This window comes from Salinimicrobium sp. TIG7-5_MAKvit (assembly GCF_049569215.1).
Lineage (GTDB): Bacteria > Bacteroidota > Bacteroidia > Flavobacteriales > Flavobacteriaceae > Salinimicrobium > Salinimicrobium profundisediminis.
Genome location: NZ_CP145903.1, coordinates 1114509 through 1135160, shown reverse-complemented (window position 1 = coordinate 1135160; position 20652 = coordinate 1114509). Strand labels below are relative to the sequence as shown.

At 40.8% G+C, this 20652-nt stretch carries 18 protein-coding genes and 1 tRNA gene; 17 read left to right on the top strand and 2 right to left on the bottom strand.

The window, feature by feature from the left end; translation table 11 throughout:
• Positions 1-61 precede the first annotated feature (61 nt).
• The 7 genes from topA to V5739_RS05105 all read left to right on the top strand — a co-directional run bounded on the left by topA (position 62) and on the right by V5739_RS05105 (position 9560).
• Positions 62-2605, top strand: a complete 2544-nt coding sequence (topA, locus tag V5739_RS05135; RefSeq protein WP_423819898.1) for a type I DNA topoisomerase — start codon at positions 62-64, stop codon at positions 2603-2605.
• A gap of 3 nt (positions 2606-2608) precedes the next feature.
• Complete coding sequence (locus V5739_RS05130; protein ID WP_423819896.1) at positions 2609-3760, top strand: formimidoylglutamase; 1152 nt, start codon at positions 2609-2611, stop codon at positions 3758-3760.
• A 112-nt stretch (positions 3761-3872) separates the two neighbouring features.
• Positions 3873-5228 carry a gliding motility lipoprotein GldK gene (gene gldK / locus V5739_RS05125; RefSeq protein WP_423819895.1) on the top strand — a complete coding sequence of 452 codons (1356 nt, stop codon included), beginning with the start codon at positions 3873-3875 and terminating at the stop codon, positions 5226-5228.
• A gap of 53 nt (positions 5229-5281) precedes the next feature.
• Entirely contained in the window at positions 5282-5926 is a 645-nt protein-coding gene (gene gldL / locus V5739_RS05120; protein WP_345599372.1) for a gliding motility protein GldL, read from the top strand.
• Between the two features lie 52 nt (positions 5927-5978).
• Positions 5979-7523, top strand: a complete 1545-nt coding sequence (gldM, locus tag V5739_RS05115) for a gliding motility protein GldM (protein WP_423819894.1) — start codon at positions 5979-5981, stop codon at positions 7521-7523.
• Positions 7524-7534: 11 nt separating this feature from the next.
• Positions 7535-8428, top strand: a complete 894-nt coding sequence (gene gldN / locus V5739_RS05110) for a gliding motility protein GldN (RefSeq protein WP_423819893.1) — start codon at positions 7535-7537, stop codon at positions 8426-8428.
• Between the two features lie 73 nt (positions 8429-8501).
• A complete protein-coding gene (locus V5739_RS05105; protein WP_423819892.1) occupies positions 8502-9560 on the top strand; it encodes an NAD(P)/FAD-dependent oxidoreductase in 1059 nt (352 codons plus the stop codon).
• Here V5739_RS05105 and V5739_RS05100 read toward each other — a convergent pair.
• The gene (locus V5739_RS05100) at positions 9557-9943 is read right to left on the bottom strand and encodes a DUF983 domain-containing protein (RefSeq protein ID WP_423819891.1); all 387 of its coding nucleotides are present in this window, start codon (positions 9941-9943) and stop codon (positions 9557-9559) included. The genes V5739_RS05105 and V5739_RS05100 overlap by 4 nt on opposite strands.
• 219 nt (positions 9944-10162) lie before the next feature.
• On the opposite strand from V5739_RS05100, the gene V5739_RS05095 reads away from it, so the two are divergent.
• The 10 genes from V5739_RS05095 to istB all read left to right on the top strand — a co-directional run bounded on the left by V5739_RS05095 (position 10163) and on the right by istB (position 18686).
• Positions 10163-12073: an ABC-F family ATP-binding cassette domain-containing protein gene (locus tag V5739_RS05095; protein WP_423819890.1), complete on the top strand. Its 1911-nt coding sequence runs from the start codon at positions 10163-10165 to the stop codon at positions 12071-12073.
• A 2-nt stretch (positions 12074-12075) separates the two neighbouring features.
• Positions 12076-12258: a CPXCG motif-containing cysteine-rich protein gene (locus tag V5739_RS05090; protein ID WP_423819889.1), complete on the top strand. Its 183-nt coding sequence runs from the start codon at positions 12076-12078 to the stop codon at positions 12256-12258.
• An 81-nt stretch (positions 12259-12339) separates the two neighbouring features.
• Entirely contained in the window at positions 12340-12693 is a 354-nt protein-coding gene (locus V5739_RS05085; protein ID WP_266068470.1) for an STAS/SEC14 domain-containing protein, read from the top strand.
• Positions 12694-12750: 57 nt separating this feature from the next.
• Positions 12751-12823 (top strand) — tRNA-Met (locus tag V5739_RS05080).
• A gap of 1085 nt (positions 12824-13908) precedes the next feature.
• Complete coding sequence (locus V5739_RS05075; protein WP_189602817.1) at positions 13909-14265, top strand: single-stranded DNA-binding protein; 357 nt, start codon at positions 13909-13911, stop codon at positions 14263-14265.
• A gap of 73 nt (positions 14266-14338) precedes the next feature.
• Positions 14339-14788, top strand: a complete 450-nt coding sequence (locus V5739_RS05070; protein WP_168025956.1) for a JAB domain-containing protein — start codon at positions 14339-14341, stop codon at positions 14786-14788.
• Between the two features lie 11 nt (positions 14789-14799).
• Positions 14800-14997, top strand: a complete 198-nt coding sequence (locus tag V5739_RS05065) for a hypothetical protein (RefSeq protein WP_189602825.1) — start codon at positions 14800-14802, stop codon at positions 14995-14997.
• Positions 14998-15879: 882 nt separating this feature from the next.
• Positions 15880-16047: a phage integrase SAM-like domain-containing protein gene (locus tag V5739_RS05060; RefSeq protein WP_423819887.1), complete on the top strand. Its 168-nt coding sequence runs from the start codon at positions 15880-15882 to the stop codon at positions 16045-16047.
• 371 nt (positions 16048-16418) lie between these two features.
• On the top strand, positions 16419-17942 hold the full coding sequence (istA, locus tag V5739_RS05055) for an IS21 family transposase (RefSeq protein ID WP_423819162.1): 1524 nt from the start codon (positions 16419-16421) through the stop codon (positions 17940-17942).
• A gap of 24 nt (positions 17943-17966) precedes the next feature.
• Complete coding sequence (istB, locus tag V5739_RS05050; RefSeq protein WP_423819161.1) at positions 17967-18686, top strand: IS21-like element helper ATPase IstB; 720 nt, start codon at positions 17967-17969, stop codon at positions 18684-18686.
• Between the two features lie 377 nt (positions 18687-19063).
• Here the strand turns inward: istB and V5739_RS05045 are convergent.
• Positions 19064-20196, bottom strand: a protein-coding gene (locus tag V5739_RS05045; protein WP_423818085.1) for an IS3 family transposase whose coding sequence is annotated in 2 segments (ribosomal slippage) — positions 19064-19935 and positions 19935-20196 — 1134 coding nt in all. Because the reading frame shifts where the segments join, the coding sequence is not laid out codon by codon here.
• Positions 20197-20652 lie beyond the last annotated feature (456 nt).

Below are 20652 nucleotides of genomic sequence, written 5' to 3'. Positions count from 1 at the left end.
ATTTCCGGTTTGCAGTCATATTTAAAAATTCCCATACTTTTGCAAAACAAAAAAAGATACTATGGCAAAGAATTTAGTGATTGTAGAGTCCCCCGCAAAGGCTAAAACCATCGAGAAATTTCTTGGAAAAGATTACACTGTTGCCTCGAGTTTTGGTCATATTGCCGACTTGCCTTCCAAAGAGTTGGGTGTGGATACCGAGGGTGATTTTACTCCTAAATATATAGTATCTAAAGACAAGAAGGATGTTGTTAAGAAACTAAAGAGCTTAGCAAAGAGTGCGGAAATGGTATGGCTGGCGAGTGATGAGGACCGGGAGGGAGAAGCTATTGCATGGCACCTGGCCGAAGAGCTGGATCTTGATAAAGCCAAAACCAAAAGGATCGTTTTTCACGAGATCACAAAATCGGCTATTCTAAAAGCGATTGAAAACCCGAGAGGGATCAATTATAACCTTGTAAATGCCCAGCAGGCGCGCAGGGTTCTTGACAGGCTTGTGGGTTACGAGCTTTCGCCGGTGCTTTGGAGAAAAGTAAAAGGAGGTCTTTCAGCAGGAAGGGTGCAAAGTGTTTCGGTGAGGTTAATTGTAGAGAGAGAGCGGGAAATTCAGGGTTTTATTCCTGAAGCCTCTTTTAGAATAGATGCCGAATTCACCAACGAAGATGGCAAATCTTTCAAAGCCAAGCTTCCTAAGAATTTTGACACCAAGGCTGAAGCTGAGCAGTTTCTTTCAGATAATTTGGGAGCTAATTTTAAGGTGGCCGATCTTACGACCAAACCTGCTAAAAAATCACCTGCACCACCATTTACAACGTCAACACTTCAGCAGGAAGCTGCCCGAAAATTATATTTTTCAGTAAGTAAGACCATGACCATGGCGCAGCGTCTCTACGAGGCGGGGCATATTACCTATATGAGAACCGATAGCGTAAATCTTTCTGATGATGCAAGAAAAGGTGCTAAAAAAGAGATTTTAGACGCCTATGGTGAAAAGTACAGTAAAACACGCCAGTTTAAAGGAAAGACCAAAGGGGCGCAGGAAGCTCACGAGGCAATACGACCAACAAATTTTGCAGCACACAGCGTACAGGCCGATCGCGATGAACAGCGCCTGTATGAATTGATCTGGAAACGTGCCATAGCTTCCCAAATGAGTGAAGCCGAACTGGAGAGAACCAATGTGAAAATTGAAGCCGATAAACACGATAAGCAGTTCACAGCCAATGGAGAAGTTCTAAAATTTGATGGGTTCCTGAAAGTTTATCTGGAAGGTCGCGACGAAGAGGATGAAGAATTGCAAGAACAGGAAGGAATGCTACCTGCATTAAGGGTAAACGAAAATCTTAAAAACAATTATATCACAGCCACCGAAAGGTTTACGCGGCCACCTTACCGCTATACTGAAGCTTCATTGGTAAAGAAACTCGAAGAGCTGGGAATTGGACGCCCGTCTACCTACGCACCTACAATTTCTACCATTCAAAACCGGAATTATATCGAGAAAGGATCGGTTGACGGGGTAGAGCGTGATTATGTGCAGTTTACTCTAAAGGCTGATAAAATAAATGAAAAGAAGCTTACAGAAACTGTAGGTAGTGATAAAGGAAAACTGGTCCCAACCGATGTTGGGATGGTAGTGAACGATTTTCTTGTCACTCATTTTTCAAGCATCCTGGATTACAATTTCACCGCCAAGGTAGAGCAGGATTTTGATGATATAGCTGAAGGGAAAGAGGAGTGGACCAAGATGATGAAAGACTTCTACAGTGATTTTCATCCTAATGTGCTTGACGTAGCCCAAAATGCTGAAAGGGAAGTGGGTGAAAGAATTTTAGGGGAAGATCCTGTTACCGGAAAGCCGGTAAGCGTGCGGCTCGGTAAATTTGGGCCTATGGTGCAAATGGGTTCTGTTGAAGATGAGGAGAAACCGAAATTTGCCAGTCTTTCACCAGATCAAACCTTAGATTCTGTCACTTTTGAAGAGGCGATGGAATTGTTCAAGCTTCCGAAGGAACTTGGGGAATATGAAGGAGAAAAAGTAGAGGTGAACAATGGTCGCTTTGGACCTTATGTGCGATATGGGAAAAAATTCGTCTCTCTTGAAAAAGGTGAAGATCCTATTGAGGTAACCATGGAGCGGGCGCTGGAATTGATCAAAGAAAAAGAAAAGGCAGATGCGCCTATCTATGAATATAAAGACCTGCCCGTGCAAAAAGGGGTAGGCCGTTTTGGACCTTTCCTTAAGTGGAATGATATGTTCATTAACGTGAATAAAAAGTACGATTTTGATAATCTTTCCGCAGAAGATATAGAGGAACTTATTGAAGATAAGATCAGGAAAGAGCGGGAGAAGGTGATCCACAATTGGGAAGATGAAGGGATTAAGGTAGAAAAGGCAAGATGGGGGCGTTCTAATATTGTGAAAGGAAAGACCAAAATTGAGCTGCCCAAAACTGTAGATGCAACAAAATTAACGCTTGAAGAGGTAAAGGGAATACTGGAGAAAAAAGCTCCTAAAAAGAAAACTGCTAAAAAGTCTACCGGCACTAAAAAGACTGCAGCTAAGAAAACCACCAGTAAAAAAACTGTCTCCAAAAAGAAGTAATTTATGGAATTCGATTTTCTTACGCCGGTGAAGGAGGAGCTCGTAACTGCGGGTAACAGTTTGGGGGCATCCATTCGGATTCATCTTGAAAATAAAGCTTTTCCTGACCTTGATGGCATTAAAATTGCCTTTTTTGGAGTCCTGGAAGATCGTTTGGATGAAGACCCTACCGGTGAGCCGTTTGATTTTGATAATATAAGAAGAGAGTTTTACAATCTATACGCAGGTAACTGGAATCTACCAATGGCCGATTTGGGGGATATCCAAAAAGGGGATTCTGAAGAAGATACTTTTTTTGCAGTCCAATCTGTGGTGAACTACTGTCTTAAAAATGGCATTATTCCGGTGCTTCTTGGAGGAAGCGAAGATCTGCTTTATGCGCAGTACCGGGCTTATGACGGGGTGGAGCAGATGGTGAACCTGGTGAACATCGATTCCAGGTTTGACCTTGGAGATGCCGATAAACCAATAAGTAACCATTCTTATGTAGGGAAGATGGTAGTGACTAAACCTTATAATCTCTTCAATTATTCTAACCTGGGATATCAAACTTATTTCAATTCACAGGATGAGATTGAGTTGATGGAGAGGTTATTCTTTGATGCAATAAGACTGGGGGAAGTGTCGGCTGATATCATTGCAATTGAGCCGGTGATGCGAGACGCCAACCTGGTGGGGCTTGATTTGGGTGCGATTAGTGCAGGTGCACTTGGTAACTACAGGCTTCGATCTTCTAACGGTTTTGATGGGAAAGAAATTTGTGCTTTGGCGCGGTATGCAGGTATTAGTGATAAAGTGTCTTCATTTGGAATATTTGAATATACCTCCCAGCTTAATTTTCCTGCTTCAAACATGTTGGTGGCTCAAATACTGTGGTATTTTATTGAGGGGGTGAATTTTAGGAAAAATGAAAATACTATTTCCTCTAAAAAGGAGTTTATAAGATACCAGGTTCCAGTTGACGATGAGATCCTGGTTTTTTTTAAGAGTCCGGTAAGCGGTCGCTGGTGGATAGAAATTCCATTTATTTCACCTGCAAATAATAAACTTAAGAGGCATACGTTATTACCTTGCACGCAAGGAGATTACCTCGACGCCTGTAATCAAATCATCCCCGAGAGGTGGTATAAAACAAAAAGGAAAAACGAAATTTAAATAATATAAACATTTGTAGCTTCTGCATTTTAACTAAATAAATTGTTTATTAGAAAATAAATAAATAGGTTTACTGCCTTGGAGCTATTATGTCCTAACTTTGAGAGATATTATGAAGAAATTTTTTTCGCTTATTGCTGTAATTTCTGTTTTGGCCTCGTGTGGTCGCAGTGATCAAGGGCAATTGGTTGGTGCGCAGGGAAAGAAATGGCATCCCGAAAAACCGTTGGGGATGACGTTAATTCCTGGTGGTGCATTCATCATGGGTAAAAGTGATGATGATATTGCCGGATTGAACAATGCTCCGCCAAAAACTGTTACTGTTCGTTCTTTTTATATGGATGAAACCGAAATTACCAATGCGGAATACCGCCAGTTTGTAAATTGGGTAAAAGATTCGGTCACCAGAATGAAACTTGCCATCTTTGCTGAAGAGATTGGTGAAACCCCCGGTACAGGAGGGATTGGTGAATTTGCTTTTGCCGATAGCGAGGAGGCCGATATGACTCCCTATGAACAGTACATGTACAATAACTATTACAGCCTTGGGGACTATGAAGGCAGAAAGATCAATAAGGATGTAGATCTTATTTGGGATACCAGAGACTATCCCGATGAATATTATGCTGAGGTGATGGACACCCTGTATATTCCTATTGAAGAAGCATACAATGGCCAGCGTTCTTTTGATGTGAATCATCTTAAATTTCGCTATACCTGGATGGACGTAAGTTCGGCTGCAAGAGCAGAGCCGGGTAAGCGTGCCGATTTTATTGAAACTGAAGAAATTCAAATTTATCCAGATACTACTGTTTGGATCAAAGATTTTAACTATTCCTATAATGAGCCCATGCATAACGATTATTTTTGGCATGATGCTTATAGCGATTATCCTGTGGTAGGGGTTTCCTGGAAACAGGCACGTGCTTTTGCACAATGGAGAACCCTGTATCACAACTCTTACAGAAAATCAAAAGGCGAGCACAATGTAAACTCTTATCGTTTGCCTACAGAGGCCGAATGGGAATATGCAGCCCGGGGTGGCCTTGAGTCTGCCACTTATCCTTGGGGTGGGCCTTATACCAAGAACGACCGCGGTTGTTTTATGGCTAACTTTAAACCATTGAGGGGAGATTACGCAGCCGATCAGGCTTTGTACACCGTAGAGGCCAAATCTTATGAGCCTAATGATTACGGTTTGTATAATATGGCTGGTAATGTTGCCGAATGGGTTTTTTCATCGTATGACCCTGCATCTTATGAATATTCTTCATCTATGAACCCGTCGGTAAATGATGAGTCCAATATGAAAAAAGTGGTCCGTGGGGGATCATGGAAAGATGTAGCTTATTTTCTTCAGGTGAGTTCACGTGACTATGAATACGCAGATTCTGCCCGTAGTTACATCGGCTTTAGAACGGTACAGGACTATTTGGGGACAGATCTTACCCTGAATCAAACAAGATAAAAATCCCTATTTCACAAATAACCTATTAAAAAAGAACTAAATTTTTATTTATCATGGCACAATCAAAGTCGAGTAAGAAATTAATGAATATGGTGTATGGTCTGGGTGCTTCTGTAGTTATCCTGGGGGCACTATTTAAAATCATGCACTGGCCTTTAGGTAATGAAATGTTAATTATTGGTCTAATCGTAGAAGCACTTGTTTTTGCTGTTTCTGCATTTGAACCGGTAGATGACGAATTAGACTGGTCTCTGGTTTATCCCGAACTGGCTGGTGGTACACCGGCAACCCGCAATAACCAGGCATTGGTGAGCAATGAAGAAACTGAAGGGATGTTATCTAAAAAACTTGACAATATTTTACGTGAGGCTAAGATCGATGCTAATTTGATGAGCAGCCTTGGGGACAGTATTAGAAACTTTGAAGGTGCCGCAAAAAATATTACTCCTACAGTAGATGCCATGGCTTCTCAAAAGAAGTACAGCGAGGAGATGAGCCTGGCTGCAAACCAACTGGAGTCATTGAACAATATTTATAAAGTACAGGTAGAGTCTGCTTCACGCCAGGCAGAAGTGAATGATGCAGTAGCCGAAAATGCTGACAGGTTAAATAAGCAAATGGAGTCTTTGGCTACCAACCTTTCTTCTCTAAACAATGTTTACGGAGGAATGCTTTCTGCTATGCACGTTAAGGCTTAACAGGAAGCTTTTTGCCCTAAAAAAAATTAAAAGAACAAACTAAAATTAGAGAATGGCGTCTGGAAAACAAACCCCAAGACAGAAGATGATTAACCTGATGTATCTGGTTTTCATCGCAATGATGGCTCTAAATATGTCCAAAGAAGTACTTACTGCCTTTGGAATGACTAACGAAAGTTTAGCCGAATCAAATGCCTCTGTTACTGAAAGAAATGCCGCTGCAATCGCAGGATTGGCAACAAAAGCTCAAGAGCAGCCGGCAAAGTATGTTCCGTTGCAGGAAAAGGCGGAGCAAATTCATACCTTAACTACTAACTTTACCACCTACATTGATAATCTCAAGGAAAAAGCGCTTGCAGATATTGAAGGTGATGAGCGTGAAGATTACGAGGCAATGGATCAGTCTGCACAACTTGATGAATATCTTTTCTCAAGCGGGCAGCCAAGTGAAGCAGGAAAGGAATTTCTTGCCGAAATAGAAAAATACCGTGAAGGTGTTGCAAGTGTATTAGGAGAAGACTTTTCTCAAATTGCATCTGAAGTTAGAAGGGAGTTTAGCACAGAGCCTGTTGTAGATGGTGAAGGTGTGAAACGTCCATGGTTATCTTATAACTTTGAAGGATTTCCGCTAATTGCATCTATTACAAAGCTTACTCAAATGCAAGGCGATGCAAAATCGGCTGAAAATGATGCGCTTTCAGCTATGCTTTCGGGCCAGCTTCAAAGCGATGTTTCTTTGACCAACTATGAAGCTATAGTTATTCCCGACAAAACTGCATTCTTTAGTGGAGAGCAGTTCTCCGGAAAAGTAGTTTTAGGAAGAGTAGATCCTTCTTTGCGTTTTGAGAATGTTGTGATCAACGGTAACAAAGTGGCTTCTACACAGGCTGGTCAGGTGCAGCTTAAATTCCCGGCCGGGAATGTAGGTGAGCAAAAAATTACCGGACAACTTCAGTTTAAAGAAGGAGATTCTATTGTAGAAATTCCCGTGACCAGCTCATATAGCGTTATTCCAAAACCTAATTCCGCAGTAATTTCTGCCGATAAGATGAACGTGGTTTACCGTGGGGTTGCAAACCCAATGACCATCTCTATACCAGGAGTGGGTAACGTATCGGCAAATGCACCGGGACTAAGATCTGCAGGTGGAGCCGGAAATTACATTATGGATGTTACTACGCTCCGGGCTCGTGAAGTGACCATCAATGTAAGTGGTGAACTTCCGGGAGGAGAAAAAGTAAGCGACAGCAAAACATTTAGAGTACGCGATATACCAAGACCTGTTGGAACTGTAAGAGGGGAAGACGGAACGGTAAGAATGCAGCGTCAAAACCTTGAAATTTCAACCATTGGAGCAGCTCTGCCCGATTTTGAATTTGATGTTGATCTAAGAGTAACCGGATTCAAATTTCGTGTACCGGGTCAGCCAACTATTCAGGTGAGAGGGCAAAAGCTTGACCAGAGTGCTATTGGAGCGCTAAGAAGAGCAGGCAGAGGCGAGACTATCCAGATCTTTGATGTGGAAGCTCAACTTGCCGGAAGCTCAGGTTATAAGCTAAAACAAGTATCTCCGGTACTGGTTGAATTAACAAATTAAATCATTAGAACATGAACTGGAACCAATTTTTGTTAGGATTATGTGGATTGCTCGTTTCGGTGACCTCTTTTGGCCAAAGTAATCTTCTTAATGCCAAAAGTCCCGATGAAATAGGAGGCCCTACCAAGGCAGAGCTTACCTATGGAAAGAACGATCCTTTGGAGTATGGATATGTTGATGACAGGGATGTACTTTGGGCAAAAACCACCTGGGAGATCATAGATCTCGATGAAAGAGTGAATTTCCCCTTGTACTATCCTATAGATACTAACCAGATTGGGGGTTCAAGACGCTCTCTTTACGACGTGTTGGTAGCCGGTATTAAAAGCGGAAAGATTAAAAATATCTATGCCGACTCTTACTTTAATGATAAGCGTACCCTGAATGACATACAGGCGGCGTTGTCTAAAGTTGATACGACCGATCTTGGTATCGAGCAATACAATGCCGGGGAAGAGATTGATCCACAATTTATAAGCCGAAGAGATATTTCTTCAGCTGACATTGCTGAATATCACATTCGCGGGTACTGGTATTTTGACAAGCGCCAGGCAGAGCTTAAGTACAGGCTTTTGGCCATTGCACCGGTTGCACCCGATGTAAACTTTATTGATGAGGGTGGTGCATCTGCATTAGTAGAGCTTTTTTGGGTATGGTTTCCCGGGGCAAGAGAAGTGTTGAACGATGCTTATGCTTATAACCCCGATAATACCTCAAATCCGGTATCCTTTGATCACTTGCTCAACGCTCGAAGGTTCAATGCGGTGATTTATGCTGAAGATAATGTACAGGGCAACCGCCAGGTTGATGATTACATAAGTAACAATGCCTTTATGCAGCTATTGGAGTCTGAAAGGATCAAGGAGCAAATAAGGAATTTTGAACAGGATATGTGGAATTACTAAACTGTGCGCATGAATGAATTTATAACGCCTTTTCTTCCCCGAAAAGGCGTTTTTTTATATCTAATTTTGTAACATGAAAGACTATATTATTGTTGGGGCAGGCCTTAGTGGAACCTGCCTTGCATACAGGCTCGAAAAAGCCGGAAAATCCTTTGTTGTTTTTGATGATGACAGCCAGGAAGCCTCAAAAGTTGCCGGCGGATTCATGAATCCTGTTATCCTGAAGCGCTTCACCCTGGCCTGGAAGGCCGATGAGCAACTGGAAAAAGCATACACGTTCTATAAGGATATGGAAGCGCACCTCAAAAAGACCTTTTTAGGCCCTCTGGAGGTCTACAGGCGGTTTTCATCTATAGAAGAGCAGAACAACTGGTTTGCAGCAACCGATAAGCCTAAAATCGCTCCTTTTCTCGATACAAAGCTTGTTGCTTCGGTCAATAAGCATATTCCGGGGAAATTTTCTTTCGGAAAAGTGTTGAAAACCTCCCGAATTGATCCGCGTTACCTTCTGGAATCCTATTCTGAACACCTTCAGGAGAAAGGCTGGCTTGTAAAGGAAACTTTTGATCATGATGCACTGCAATTAACCACTTCGGGTGTGCAGTACAAAAACATAGGTGCCAAAAATGTCATTTTTAGCGAAGGTTTTGGGATTCAGAAAAATTCCTATTTCAGCTATCTTCCGTTAAGAGGGAATAAAGGGGAGTATATCATCATTAAAGCACCCGGACTCGACCTGGAAGTAGGTGTAAAGTCTTCGATCTTTATTTTTCCGGCAGGAGGAGATCACTATGCCGTAGGAGCAACCTACAGCAACACCGATAAAACTCCCGAACCAACCCAGGCAGCAAGGGAAGAGCTGGTTGAAAAGCTGAAGGATCTTATTAAAACCGATTTTGAAGTGGTAGATCAGGTTGCGGGCTTGCGACCCTCTACTATAGACCGCAGACCAATGGTGGGGCAGCACCCGTACCACAAAAATCTCTATACATGCAATGGTTTTGGAAGCCGCGGAATCTTAATAGCTCCATCAATTTCTGAAGAACTTTTAGATTTCATTGATGAAGGTAAAGAACTGGATCCCGAAATTGACATCTCCAGGTTTACCCGAAAGTGGTATAAAAAAGCTTAGCTTTTTGCCTTTTTTGGATCGTAACTAAAAAAGAAATTGACCCAGATATTTCTACTCCATCGCACTATGACCGGCAGGAATATGACCAGTGTAGCCACAATAATGATAAAGGTGGGCAGCAGGGGCAGGCTTAAAAAGAAGTAAGAAATCACAAAAGCGGCGGTGGCGAAGGCGATTCCCACCGCATAGCTCACGTACATGGCGCCAAAGAAAAAAGAAGGTTCCATTTTATATTTGGTGCCACAGTTTGAACAGCGATCGTGCATGGCAAACAGCTTTGAGATCTTGTAAGGGTTATCTTCCTTATACATACTCTCTTCCTGGCAAACGGGGCAGGTACCTGTGAAAATGCTGTACAGTTTATTTCCTTTTAATGAGTTCATAAGCTTCGGTAAGAGTTACAAATTTACGGATCTTTCGGCTAAAGAATAAGCCTTCTGAAAGGTTTTCCGCAGAATGAAAATAGAGTGCGAGAAAGACTTCTTCCGAAGTAATAATGGCAACACTTTTGAGTCTAACTGGTTTTTAATTAGCTATATCAATCTGCAGCCTATTTTTTTACCCTGAAAAAATCAGCATCTTTGCAGAAATTTTGAAGAGGAATGTTGAATATACATAATTTATCGGTCTCCTTTGGCGGAGAATATTTGTTTGAAGAGATCACCTTTAGGCTTGGTGGCGGTGACAGAGTGGGGCTAATAGGTAAAAACGGGGCCGGAAAATCTACCATGCTCAAGATCCTCTCGGGCGAAATGGAACCCGATACGGGCCAAATTGCATCTGACAAGGATTTAAAAATTGGTTTTCTTAAGCAGGATATAGACTTTGTAGAAGGGCGTACGGTTCTTGAAGAGTCTTATGAAGCTTTTGAAGAGATCAAGAAGCAGGAGAAACAGCTCGAAGAGATCAATACCCAGCTTGCTGAGCGTACCGATTATGAAAGTGAGGAGTACCATCAACTAATGGTAGATCTCAATGATGTGCAGCATCAATACGAGATTCACGGGGGTTACAACTACCAGGGGGAGACAGAGCGTATTCTCCAGGGGCTCGGTTTTAAACGTGATGATTTTAACAAGCTTACCGATACCTTCTCTGGAGGATGGAGAATGCGGATTGAGCTGGCAAAACTGCTGCTTCAGCAAAATGATATTCTTCTATTGGATGAGCCTACCAACCACCTTGATATTGAATCTATTATCTGGCTGGAAGGGTTTCTTAACAACTATCCCGGAGCTGTGGTGATCGTGTCTCACGATAAGATGTTTCTCGACAATGTGACCAACAGAACCATTGAGATCTCCCTTGGAAGGATTTACGACTTTAATAAACCCTATTCAAAATACCTTGTTCTTCGGAAGGAATTGAGGGAGCAGCAACTGGCTTCTCAAAAGAACCAGGAGAAACAAATTCAGCAGACCGAAAAGCTGATTGAGAAATTCAGGGCTAAAGCTTCAAAAGCAAGTATGGCACAATCTCTCATTAAAAAGCTGGACAAAGTAGATCGTATTGAAGTAGATGAGGACGATAATTCGGTAATGAATTTGAAGTTTCCGGTTTCTGTGGTGCCGGGTAAGGTGGTTATTGAAGCTGATCATATCACTAAAAGTTACGGGCATAAAAATGTGCTGAAGGATATTGACCTCTTGATTGAACGTGATTCAAAAACTGCATTTGTAGGGCAAAACGGGCAGGGTAAATCTACACTGGCAAAAATCATTGTAGGTGAGCTGGACTATAAAGGCAACCTTAAACTAGGGCATAATGTACAAATAGGATATTTTGCCCAAAATCAGGCAGAGTATTTAGACGGTTCAAAGACTGTTCTGGATACTATGATAGATGCGGCCAACGAGAAGAACAGGTCAAAGGTGAGGGATATACTTGGATCTTTTCTTTTTAGGGGCGATGAGGTAGATAAATATGTAAGAGTGCTTTCGGGAGGCGAGAGAAACCGTTTGGCCCTGGCGAAAATGTTGCTGCAGCCTTTTAATGTGCTGGTAATGGATGAGCCTACCAACCACCTTGATATTAAATCCAAGAACGTTTTAAAAGACGCTCTAAAGAGCTTTGAAGGTACATTGATCCTGGTGTCTCACGACAGGGATTTTCTTCAGGGGCTCACCAACAAAGTTTATGAATTTAAAGATCATAAAATAAAACAGTACCTGGGAGATATAGATTACTACCTGGAGCAGCGAAAGTTGGTAGATATGCGTGAGGTGGAGAAACGCGATGTACAAAAACAGGCACCAAAAGAAAGCAGCAATAAAGACTCTTACCAGAATCAAAAAAAGCTGAAATCCCTGAATAACAAGCTGAGCAATATAGAAGCTAAGATCACCAAACTTGAAAGGGAAATAAAGGAGAAGGACCTTGAACTGGCTAACAACTATGAGAAGGCCATGGCGCGTCCCGATTTTTTCAAGAATTACCAGTTTAAAAAGAAGGAGCTTGAAAAAGCCATGAAAGAGTGGGAGCAGGTACAGGAAGAGCTTGAAAAGGTAAGTTAGCCATGTATGAACATTTCTTTCAATGTCCCTACTGTTGGGAAGAGATCTCTATGTTGCTGGATACTTCTGTAATGAGGCAGCGGTATATCGAAGATTGTGAGATTTGTTGCAATCCTATAGAGATATCTGTGAGATTCCAATCAGGCGAGCTGCAGGAATTTGAAGTCAGCAGTATAGAGCAATAGATAATCAGGTTGTTATATATCAATTCCCTTTTTTCTTAAGAGATTTTCACTAAATTAGAGAATAAAATACTTTTGAATTGTATGGTATCAACTTTTGAATTAGCTGAAAATGTAGTGGGAATAATAATAGATACAGATCTGGATGAGGAGCTTATTGAAAATGTGCAGGCTAAAATTCTGGATAAAATAGAAGTTCATGAGGAGATTAGTATCTTTTTTGAGATCAAGAGAGGTAGCAAATTAGGTTTTAAAGCTTTTTTAGAACAAATGACTTTTAACCTGAACCACACGAGAAGTTTTAGAAAGATTGCAGTGGTATCAGACCTTGATTGGCTGAGGAACAGCATGTTTATCAAAGACCTTATTATGCCTACTGATATCAAAAGTTTTACAAATGAGGAGCGGTTGACAGCCCTTGCCTGGATCTCTGAATAATTTTTTATTTTTTTCTTTGGTAAAGTAGAAATCGGTTGTATATTTGCAGTCGAATATCGCGGGATAGAGCAGTAGGTAGCTCGTCGGGCTCATAACCCGAAGGTCACAGGTTCGAGTCCTGTTCCCGCTACTAGCAAAGACAAGGCTTCACAGAAATGTGAAGCCTTTTTTTATTTCATATAGTACAGAATAAGTACAGAATTTGGCTTTTTTAAAAACTTTATATCTTTTACTATCAACTGAATTCATTTGATGCTATATTCTATTGATTTGCTAGAGGACCAAACAATTGCCCTACATGTTTTCTTCTGAAATATAATCGTTAGGATGGTATTCCGTTCTCATTTCTCAATTCTTCTGAGTCAAATCTGACATAAATCTTACTACAAGAGGATAATTCATTTTCATAAACCACTCAGCCCATTCCCCTAAATTCCGCAGAAAAAGCTCCATTACGGGAAATACGGGATCATTCAAAAAATCTTGGACACAACTTCAAAGCTTCCGATTTCCATTTCGCTACCCCTGCCGAAAAGGCAGGAACGCTACATTCCCAATCTCCATCTTTAAAATTAAGTCCGCTTTAAACCCTGCTAAGAATAGAATTTCGGTTTTTCATAGCCCGTTCAGCACATTCCCACTTCATTCCGCAGAAAAAGCTCCATTGCGGGGAAAGAGCTTCACTATAAAAGTCTTGGACACCATCCCCAATTTCTCCTTTCCATTTCGTTAGCGCTTCCCGCTATGCTGGGAAGCGCACTTCATTCCAATTCCAAATCGGGAATGGAGTCCGCTTAATCGGATTTCCATCCTTGCTTTTGGCCCCGCTTCCAATGTTTTTGTACTTCACATAAAGACTTTAGACGCACTTCCGCGCCGTCACTGTCCCTTCCCTTTTTTTGTAAGCAAAATACCAACATTTGGAAGTTGAACAGACTGCATAACCGGTCGTGCCTCCCTTTTATAAGTCTTTATCAATTCCAAATATTGAAAATGTATAAGCAACAAAAAAAGGTAACAGCGACGGCACTACGGGAAGTAAATCTAAAATGAACATTATGAAATCGTACAAGAACATCAGAAAGGAAGCGGGGCCAAAAAAACAAAAAAAGGAAAACGCTCAGGATACAATAAGTAAATCGCTTCAAAAAAATATAAACGGAAACTGCCTGAAAGGTTCAGGTAGTCTATTAAGTAATCTTTAATTCTTTTATTATGAGTACTATCAAAAATCACGTACAGCTAATTGGAAACGTTGGTCAGGAACCAACCATTACCAACCTCGAAAACGGTAAAAAAGTAGCCCGTTTTTCACTTGCCACCAATGAGTATTACAAAAACGACAAGGGCGAAAAAGTGCAAAATACGGAATGGCATACCGTAGTCGCCTGGGGAAAAACTGCAGAAATCATTGAGAAGTATGCAGGAAAGGGTAAGGAAATTGGAGTTAGCGGAAAATTGAAATCCCGTAGTTACGAGGATAACGATGGCATTAAGCGCTATGTTACCGAAGTGGAAGCCAACGAAATCCTTTTGTTAGGCGTAAAGAACGGCAATAATTCAATTGAGTAAATTAAAAACAAAGAGGGCGGTACGGTCGAAAGTCTCGCCCTCTTTCATTATTCACCTTTTAAATCAGATCATAATGGAAACCAAAGTTAATGAAATCGCGATAAGTTATAGTGGAAGTTTAAAAGCAAATTTGCTTCCCAAGATAACCTGTTCCCAAAGTGCTGCAGATTTAGCCTACAGCCAATGGAACAAAGATACTATTGAACTGCACGAGACTTTTAAAATAATGCTGCTCAACAATGCCAATAAGGTAAAAGGAATATATGAAACCTCTAACGGAGGAATAACAGGAACTTTAGTGGATGTCCGCATCTTATTTGCCGTACTGTTAAAGAGCTTGACAACGGCAGTTATTTTGGTCCACAATCACCCGAGCGGAACCTTGACACCGAGTGAACCCGATAAACGGCTGACCCAAAAAATTAAAAAGGCAGGGGAATTATTTGATATTAAGGTATTGGACCATTTGATCCTGATACCTGATGGAAATTATTTCAGTTTTGCAGATGAAGGAATCCTTTAAATGGAAAGCTTATGATTTATCTTAATTTTTCAGACCTGACCGAAGAAGCCCAAAACCGACTTTTGGAGAATTCCAAAAAGGATGTGGAACGAAAATTTGGGAATGATATCCGCACGTACGTAAGAGAAAATTATACCTGCTTTGAGACGATGGTAGAGGAAGAAGCATTGCGAAATTTATATTCCTATACTTTCATATTCAACATCTGATTATCTAAACTTTATAGTCCAGCACCTCCAAATTTTTGGAGGTGTTTTTCTGTTCAATTGTCTTCAGTTCAATAAAAATCATTATCTTTATTATGCTGAATTCCAGCATTTAATTTTACGTAGGGTTATCCATTTTTTGACTTTCGCTGATAACCGTACCCATCAAAAAAATACATAACAGGAAATTATTTCCCTGAAACTGGCAATTGGCTTTTGACCAAATTGTACGGAATTTTTGTTCGCCTGTGGCGAACGAAAAGGAGTAGCAAGAGGATAACACGCTAAAGCGGTGTTATTTAATTAAACCCATCATAATTAATTTAAATTGAGCCGTTTATGGTAATTAATTGTTATTCCTAATAATTCCAATTTAGTTTCACTGTAATTAAATCTTCTAAAACCCGTGTTATAGCTGGTATAATTTAATTAGTTATTAATTGGCAGTAGAGAAGCGACCACATTGAGCTCACCACATTTCCTTCCATTCCGCAAAAGCTCCATTTCAGGAAAAGCGGTTCGTCAAATGATCTTGGACACGAGCCAAAAAAGATCATGATTTTATTAAGAAGAAATAGCGTAAATTCTTTTTTGCCTCAAGTCCGCTGTTCGGAACAAGGAACAAATTTTGTTAGAGGATAGCAGCAATCGAAACTCACTATTTGCACCTGACTTCAGACGCCTTACCTTTTGATGTTGAAGGAACAGGATTTGAAATTAGCGGCCTGCATAAAGCCGCTCCGCTTTTTATAAGGCCATTCCTAATTCCAAATCCTGGACTATCGTACCACTACAAAACATCTTGAAGAGTTTCTAAAAATGAAAAAGAAAACCGACAATGTTTAACTGAAGCATATCAACTATCAGTTTATTACGGAATTTGAAATGTTCCTGAGAAGCTACAATCCTAAAATGGATCGGAAGACTTGTGGAACTTATGGAACAATGAAACACCTGGAGCGGTTAAAGAAACTACTGAACCTGGTCATCCAATTGGAATGGCTGGAGAAAAATCCATTTAAGAGCTACAGCTTTAAGTTTGAAAAAAAATAATAGGCAATTTCTTACTGAGAGGGAACTACATTTTTTTGGAAGAAATTGTGTGCACCGGTGCTTCCCTTGAGCGAGTTAAGGATATGTTCTTATTCTCCTGCTATTCCGGCTTAACTTTCACAGAGCTTAAGAAGTGGATATTCAGGACTAAGCTGACCCCTCTGAAGATCACCTTTTAGGTATCTGTCATTCCGGCGGATGCTGACCCCTTTAGAAAATAAAAAAAGCTGGCTGGAAAAATTATTCAGGAGCATGTTGACCCCTCTGTGAATTTATTCCGGAGCATATTGACCCCCCAGCTTTTTGTATTGGTTTTGGTTTATTTGATGGATACCATCAAAAGATAAGTAATGGCCGGAAAACCAAAACGAATGAGTCAGGTAAAGCAAATACTTCGTATGCACAAACAGGGCAAGGGCATAAAAACCATTGCCAGGACCCTCTCGATCAGCAAGAATACTGTAAAAGGATATATTAAAAAGGCACGTGCAGGCAATCTTTCAATTGAAGCTCTATTGGCCATGGAAGACCCAGTACTGGAAGGGAAAATATGGCCCGGAAACCCAGCTTACAAAGATGAGCGCTACGAGCATCTTAAGACACAGCTGGAATACTACAGCAAAGAACTTAAAAAAGTAGGTGTTACCCGGCAGTTGCTCTGGGAAGAGTATAAAACTGGAAACCTTCATCCATATAGCTACGGCCAGTTCTGCTGGCACCTCCAGCAATACCTGCGTAGCGGGAAACCCTCCATGGTATTGGACCATAAGCCTGGGGATAAACTTTTTATTGATTACGCCGGAAAGACTTTATCTTATATTAATAGAGATACCGGGGAAGAGATCGAAGTTCAGGTGTTTGTAGCTTGCTTGCCGTATTCCGATTACTGTTTTGCCCTGGCGGTGCCCAGTCAGAAACTTGAAGATTTTATTTATGCACTTGGCTGTTGTTTAAAAGATCTTGGCGGGGTTCCCCAAACCTTGGTTCCGGATAACCTAAAATCGGCAGTAATAAAAGCCAATCCCTATGAGCCTGAACTCAATCGTGCCCTGGAAGATTTTGCCAACCATTATGGCACTTCTGTTACCCCGGCACGTCCCAGAAGACCTCAGGACAAAGGTTTAGTGGAGAACCAGGTGAAGCTGATCTACAGCCGGGTATATGCCAAGCTTCGCAAGCTCACTTTCTTTGACCTTCCTTCTTTGAACAAAGCCATTGCCCAAAAGGTCAGGGAGCATAACCAGACCCGGATGCAGCAGAAGGATTACTGTAGGGAAGAAAAGTTCCTGGCTGATGAAAAACATACCCTGCAGCCTTTATCGGAAACAGCCTTCGAGATCAAATATTACAGGGAACATAAAGTGGCCAAGAACAATCATATTTACCTGGGAATGGACAAACACTATTACAGCGTTCCCTATACCTACATTGGCATGAAGGTCAAGGTAATCTACACCCGGTCGCTGGTGAGGATCTACCATAAAGCAGGCCTTATTGCCACGCATCCCAGGAACCACAAAAAAGCAGGTTATACCACCCGGAAGGAACACCTGTGTTCCCACCACCAGTATTATAAAGAGCGTAGCCCCACATATTACCTGCAGCGTGGGTATAACCACTCTGAAAAACTTTACCGGTACATGGAAGCTTTGTTCAAACAGGACAAATACCCCGAGCAGCTTTACAAAACCTGTGATGGCATACTGAACTTGTCCCGGAAAACTAATCGCGATATTTTTATTAAAGCCTGCAGCATTGCCCTGGACCATGGGCAGTACTCTTACCGGTTCTTAAAGCAGGTCCTGGAGAACCGGATGACTGACTATCAGGAGGAACCACAGGTAAAGTCCCTGCCCACTCATGGGAATATCCGCGGGGCTTCTTTTTATAAATAAGTAACTATTAAAATTGAATATCATATGAACACCATTGAAAACCAATTATCACAACTCCGGCTTGGGGGAATGCACCGAAGCTGGAAAGCTATGATAGAAACCCGTCAACACCACGAGCTATCCCTGGGGGAAGGCTTGGAAGTATTGTTACAGGCTGAAGCCGAAGAACGTACTCACCGGCGTTTTGAACGCCTGAAGAAAAGTGCCCAGTTCCGTTACCAGGCTACCATAGAGGAATTAAACCTGGAAACCGCCAGGGGAATCAATAAAGACCAGATCACCGAACTGGCTACCGGAACATACTTGGAAAAAGGGGAATCGGTATTAATTACCGGGGCCACAGGCTGCGGCAAAAGCTTCCTTGCCTCGGCTTTAGGACACCAGGCCTGTAGCCAGGGAAATAAGGTACTGTACTTCAATACACAGAAATTACTGATGAAAACCAAAATGGCCCGTATTGATGGAAGCTTCCTGAAGTTCTTTGATAAACTGGCTAAGGCCAACCTATTGATCCTGGATGACTTTGGTCTGGCTCATCTGGACAAGAAACAACAAATGGATCTGATGGAAATCATTGAGGATAGGCACGGAAAATCATCAACCATTATTGCCAGTCAATTACCAGTGGGAAGCTGGTATGATATTATTGGAGAAGCTACCATAGCCGATGCTATTTTAGACCGTCTGGTACACACTTCCCATCGAATAGAACTTAAGGGGGAAAGTCTTAGAAAAAAACTGTAATATTGTCATTAACTTATCTTTTTGACCAAAATCTCTAGAGGGGTCAGTATGGCCTGAACGGGGGGTCAGCATCACGGGAATATCCACCCCAAATAGTTTTAATGAAGATGCATTTAATAAACTTAAAAAAGAACTGAATGTATTATCTCCGCTAACCGAAATTTCCCATTGGAACAAAGACTCATTCACTAATTTTCTAACTCAAGAATTTGACAAATTTAATGATGTCTTTAACCATTATTTCAACACGAATTTTATTGGTTTTGAATTTATTAATAAGTATTCTCAAAGGAGAATAGAAGATTTACAAAAGAAATTTGATACAGACTTGTACACTCCATCACATTATGATGATGAAGTTTTTTTGTAAGCTCCCCCTAATTAGAACTGCTTGATGATATAAAATTATTGTTTTTGGTTTTATCTGTAGTTGCTATTAGAGAATTAAATTCTGCATATTCTATTGGAGCCATTTTTCCTAATGCATCGTGAGGTCTTTGATTATTGTAATCATCCATCCATACCTGTGTTTGTTCTCGTACCTGATCCAGATCTTCAAAAATGTATTTATTTAAAACTCCTCTTCTATAACTTCCATTGAATCGTTCAATAAAAGCATTCTGTGTAGGTTTTCCTGGTTGGATATATTTGAAGTTGATTCCATGCATCTGACTCCATTCTGAAGCTATTTTAGCAATAAACTCAGGACCATTGTCCATTCTTATTTTCTGAGGTTTTGTTCTTCGATTAATTAGGTGGTTTAATACCCAAATAACTCTATTGCTGGGCAAGGAAAAATCTACTTCTATGTGAAGTGCCTCCCGGTTATAATCATCAATAATAGTAAAGGCCCTAAACCTTCTTTTATTATCCAGGACATCTGTCACAAAATCCATACTCCAGGTATGATTAAGGGTCTCAGGTACTTCTAAGGGTTCTTTTACTCTTGCTGGTAATCTTTTCTTCACTTTACGCCTTAAGCTTAAGCCAAGGTTTTTATAGACACGATAAACTCTTTTATGGTTCCACGGCTTTCCTTCCTTACGCAGTCGCTCATAAGCCATCCAAAAACCTTCCTCACTATACTTCTCTGCCTTTTGCTGTAAGGCTTCTTCTATGGGTTTATCATCTTTAGGGAGAGGTTTATAATAAAACACACTCTTGCTCATTTTTAAAACACGGCACGCCCTGCTTATACCGTAATGAGCAAGTTCTTTAGCTATGGTTCGCTTACGGCAAGGCTTTAGAGCTTTTTTTCGATGATCTCTTTAGCCATCTCATGATCCAAAGAAAGGGTGGCATACATTTGCTTGAGTCGACGATTCTCTTCCTCAAGTTCTTTGAGTCGCTTAAGCTCTTTGCCATTCATTCCGCTAAAACGTTCTCGCCATTTGTAAAAAGCAGCGGTGCTTACACCATATTCACGACTGATCTCGGCAGCTGTTTTACCGTTATCGAATTCTTTGAGGATCTTAGAGATTTGCTGAGGGGAAAATTTACTTTTTTTCATACTGTTTAAAATTAAGAGTTATTATACTTTTAAACAGTTCGGTTTTAAGGGAAGCTTACAGACTAGTTGGACAACTAATCGTTTTGAGAACCCGCATTTTGAGTTTTTAAACCCAGAACTTTCTAATTTATTAAAGTTAGATTTTAATCCTAATGACTTATGTTTCTACAATCAAAAAAATGATAAAGTAACTAAAATTGTTTGGACGGAAAATTCAAAACTATACTATGCTAAAAAAGAAGTTATTGAAGAATTTACTGAAAAATTAAAGATGGAATATGTTTGGTATCAATTTATTTCAAAATACGGAGAGTTTGGAAAGTATCAGAACAAAACATTAAATCCATCTTATAAAGATTTAAGAAAATTAATACAATACGGTGGTATATTATGAGAGGCCAACACCTATGAAAGCCTAGGCGCGATCCAGAAAAAAGCCTTAAAGGTATTGCAGTA